Source organism: Methylobacterium goesingense, from assembly GCF_022179225.1.
Lineage (GTDB): Bacteria > Pseudomonadota > Alphaproteobacteria > Rhizobiales > Beijerinckiaceae > Methylobacterium > Methylobacterium goesingense.
This window is the reverse complement of the sequence record NZ_BPQL01000204.1, coordinates 1-3,419: the sequence shown is the minus strand read 5'-3', so window position 1 is coordinate 3,419 and position 3,419 is coordinate 1. Positions and strand designations below refer to the sequence as shown.

At 64.2% G+C, this 3,419-nt stretch carries 2 protein-coding genes and 1 pseudogene; 2 read left to right on the top strand and 1 reads right to left on the bottom strand.

Going from position 1 to position 3,419, the window contains the following annotated elements; genetic code table 11:
• The coding region (locus MFF30_RS24730; RefSeq protein ID WP_238282868.1) for a sugar phosphate isomerase/epimerase family protein at positions 1 to 584 on the top strand (584 nt) is incomplete at its 5' end.
• Positions 585 to 1,111: 527 nt separating this feature from the next.
• Positions 1,112 to 1,642: pseudogene (locus MFF30_RS24725) on the top strand (IS630 family transposase); the annotation flags it as partial.
• A 46-nt stretch (positions 1,643 to 1,688) separates the two neighbouring features.
• Here the strand turns inward: MFF30_RS24725 and MFF30_RS24720 are convergent.
• Positions 1,689 to 3,335 carry an ISL3 family transposase gene (locus MFF30_RS24720; protein WP_238282866.1) on the bottom strand — a complete coding sequence of 549 codons (1,647 nt, stop codon included), beginning with the start codon at positions 3,333 to 3,335 and terminating at the stop codon, positions 1,689 to 1,691.
• Positions 3,336 to 3,419 lie beyond the last annotated feature (84 nt).

Here is a 3,419-nt window from a genome sequence, read left to right as displayed (position 1 = left end):
ACGAGCCGGCCTTCGAGGCTCTGCTGAAACACACGGTGCGTGTCGCTCGCATGGCGGAGCAGTTGAGCCAAGGAGGGGGCGGCGTATTCGGTGCTCCGCGCAATCGCCTTCGGGGCAGGCTCAGCGAGGCGGAGGCGTTCGAGTTGGGCGCGGAACGGTTCGCGAAGTTGGCCAAAGCCGTTTCATCTTACGGCTTCACGATTATGCTTGAGCCGGCGCCGCCAGAATATGGAGGGGACTTTTTGCGAACGGAGCGGGATTGCGCAGCGATGGTGCAGTGTGTAGCGCATCCAGCGTTCCGGTTGCACGTAGATACGGGCTGCCTAACTATCGCTGGTGAGGATGGCGCTGAGATTGTGGCCAAATATCATAACCTCATCGGCCATATCCACTTGTCGCAACCGAGCTTAGCTCCCGTGGAGATGAGCGCAATGCCCACCTTTGCCTGCCTCCTCCGATCACTGCGCGAAGCTGCGTATAGTGGCTGGACGGCCATTGAGATGCGGGAGTCCGACCTGCCGATGCAGGCCGTTGAAGTGGCGATTCGAACGGTTCATGCAGCCCTACCAGGATCTTCTAACTGAGATGGCGCGGATCCCGCACGATACCCGAAAGGGCAACTCCATGCGCCGAACCCACGTAGAGATTTTAAATGAGCTTGATCAGATGTTTTTCGGACGCAGTGTTTTCAGCTCTCGGATTTAGCAAATTTGATCTCTCGTAATATTATACGAAATATCCAAGTCAGCGTTTGTTGATGATCGAGGTATAGGCTAATCTGATCGTTTCGACCTATCAGGCCAAACACAAGATTTTTATGCCGATACTGCAGGAGCGGCCGGCGGAGCACAGCCTACAGGTTAAGGTGAGCAACCTATCGCGCTTTTTCGAACTTCAGAGCATCATGCGAAAAAAGCACCGGCCACGCACCCGAGCGGGATCGGCAAGACATGAAGGCTGCCCTTTTCGTCTGGGCTACAATCGGCGAACACTTCAGTACCTCCATCGTTGAAACACGGGTCCAGGCGCTGAGGCAGCCCTACACCGTCATCCTAGTGCAGTGACGCGGACGAAGGATTCACGGGCGGGATGAGGTGTGCGAGTCTGGGCGATGGCTCAGACTGTCTGCGTGCTTCCCGATGCAGCCGACATGACCCGGCTCGCTGCGATCGCGCAGGATCGATCCCGCCCACTCAAATACATCCAGCGTGCCCGCATCGTCCTGCTCTCAGCCGATCGTCTAAGCGTTCAAGATGTGGCCCGGCGGGCGGGCGTCAGCCGCCCGGCCGTGTGGCGCTGGCAGCAGCGCTACGCTGGGGCGGGCGTCGAAGGTCTTCTGCGCGACAAGACGCGTCCGCCCGGCACGCCACCCCACCCGACCGAGACGGTGGCTGAAGTGCTGGCGCTGACCTGCTCGGAGCCACCAGGCGAGGTAACCCATTGGACCGGACGTGCCGTAGCCCGGGCGGTTGGGATATCGTTGCGCGCCGTGCAGCGGATCTGGGACGCTCACCGCCTCCAACCGCATCGACTGCGCACCTTCAAGCGCTCGCGTGACCCGGCCTTCGCCGTCAAGGTCGAGGATGTCGTCGGCCTCTACATGAACCCACCCGCCCACGCGGTGGTGCTGTCCATCGACGAGAAGTGGGATTGCCCCGGTTTGGTGGTTCTCCCGCAGTTTGCGTGGATCACGCAGCGAGGAGGACACGCCGTCGGAGCAGGGGGAAGCCTGCGCGTCCGTACATGGTCCGCTTGAGCATCTTCAGGCGGCTGATCTGACCCTCCGCCTGACCGTTGCTCCATGACGTCGTCAATGCGGTACGCACCGCCGCTCCGTCCCGCTCCAGGCCAACAGCGAACGTCTCGAGGGCCGGTATGCCACTGAGGCGCGCCGCGTCGAGCCAGAGGTCGAGTTCGCCGGCAGGATCCGAGGGCCGGCTGTCATCATCACAGCAGGTCCGCACCAGAACTGCGAACCGCTGCGCCAGGTCACCAAAACGGGCCGCCTCCGGGTCCTGCTCGATCCGGCCTATAGCAGCGGTCGCATGGGGCAGGCGGCCTTCGACGGGCTGGGTCAGGAACCAAGCCAGTTGCTTGGGAGACGGAAGAGGGATCGCATCGGTGACCGGCGGGGACGTCCGGGCCAGCCATTTGCGGGCGGTGCGCCGCGCTGGTCTCGTGCGACGCTCGGCAACGAAGCGGTGAACCTGCCGGTGCGTACCGGCAAAGCCACGCTCGCGTAGCTCGCGCCAGAGTTCCATCGCATTCTCGCACCCCTCGGTCATACGCTGCTCCAGATGCGCAAGGTAGGGATCGAGGCGGCTGGGGCTCGGGCGACGCGTTGCGCGCTCCGGAAAGCTCTCGGCCTGTGCATACTTGCGCACCGTCCCGCGTGCGAGGCCCGTCTGCCGAGCGATCGCCAGCAGGGTCTCACCGCCCTGAAAGCGCCGACGCACGTCCTCGTAAGCGGCCAGACGCCGGGCACGGCTGTCGAGGCCCACGGCGATCTCGGCTTGGCTTCGGCGGTAGGCTCGCAGACGTTGTCCGGGCCGTCGCGCCTCTTCGGCGGCAAGGCTTGGCAGATGTCGTAAGCGTCCGTGGACGCGGCCGAGCCAGCGCTCCACGGCTTGGCGCAGGTTGAGGAGCAGATGCCAGCGGTTGGCGACCTGGAGAGCCGCGGGGGCGCCCATGGTGGCTGCGCGCGCGTATTCGGACGAGCGGTCGCGCGTGATGACCGCAATCCCGGGATGTCGACGCAGCCACGCGGCGACGGTTGTGCTGGAGCGATCTGGTAACAGGTCGATGGGACGTCGCCGGTCGAGATCGACGAGTAGCGTGCCGTAGGTCTGCCCCTTGCGGATGGCCCAGTCGTCGATCCCCACCGCTCTCAGCGGACCGATCGGCGGGAGCGTCATACCGTGGACGAGACGCAGCACCGTATCCGGACTCGTGGCCATGCCCAGATGCCCGGAGAGGCGAGCGCCGGCCTCGCCACCCAACGCAAGGCCTACATGGGCCTGAGCTCGAGCGAGCCGGCCGGTGCGTCGAGCGCGTGGCGGGAGAAGCCGCGGCAGCGGTTCGACGAACGTGCGCCGCCGACAGGCGGGATGGTGGCAGTAGAAGCGGCGGACCGTGAGCCGCAGCGTTACGGCTTCGCCGAAGCTTGGAAGATCGGCAGGATGCCGGACGTATCGGCTATGAACGGCAGAGCTTGGCGCGCCGCAGTCGGGACAGCGTCCACGATCCCGTCGAACGTGGGCGGCAATGATGAGATGACCGGAGTGCCGGACAACGCGGTCAACGATGCAGCCTGGCAGGGATGAAGATAGGATCATCCCCGAGCTGAATCAGCCTATCCACGCTGCGTCGCCGCGACCCTTCCACGCAAACTGCGGGAGAACCGGTTCGGTGGACACCGA

Excerpts from the sequence above, each read along its gene's own strand:
- MFF30_RS24720 (WP_238282866.1), bottom strand. The coding sequence starts at position 3,335 with ATGATCCTATCTTCATCCCTGCCAGGCTGCATCGTTGACCGCGTTGTC.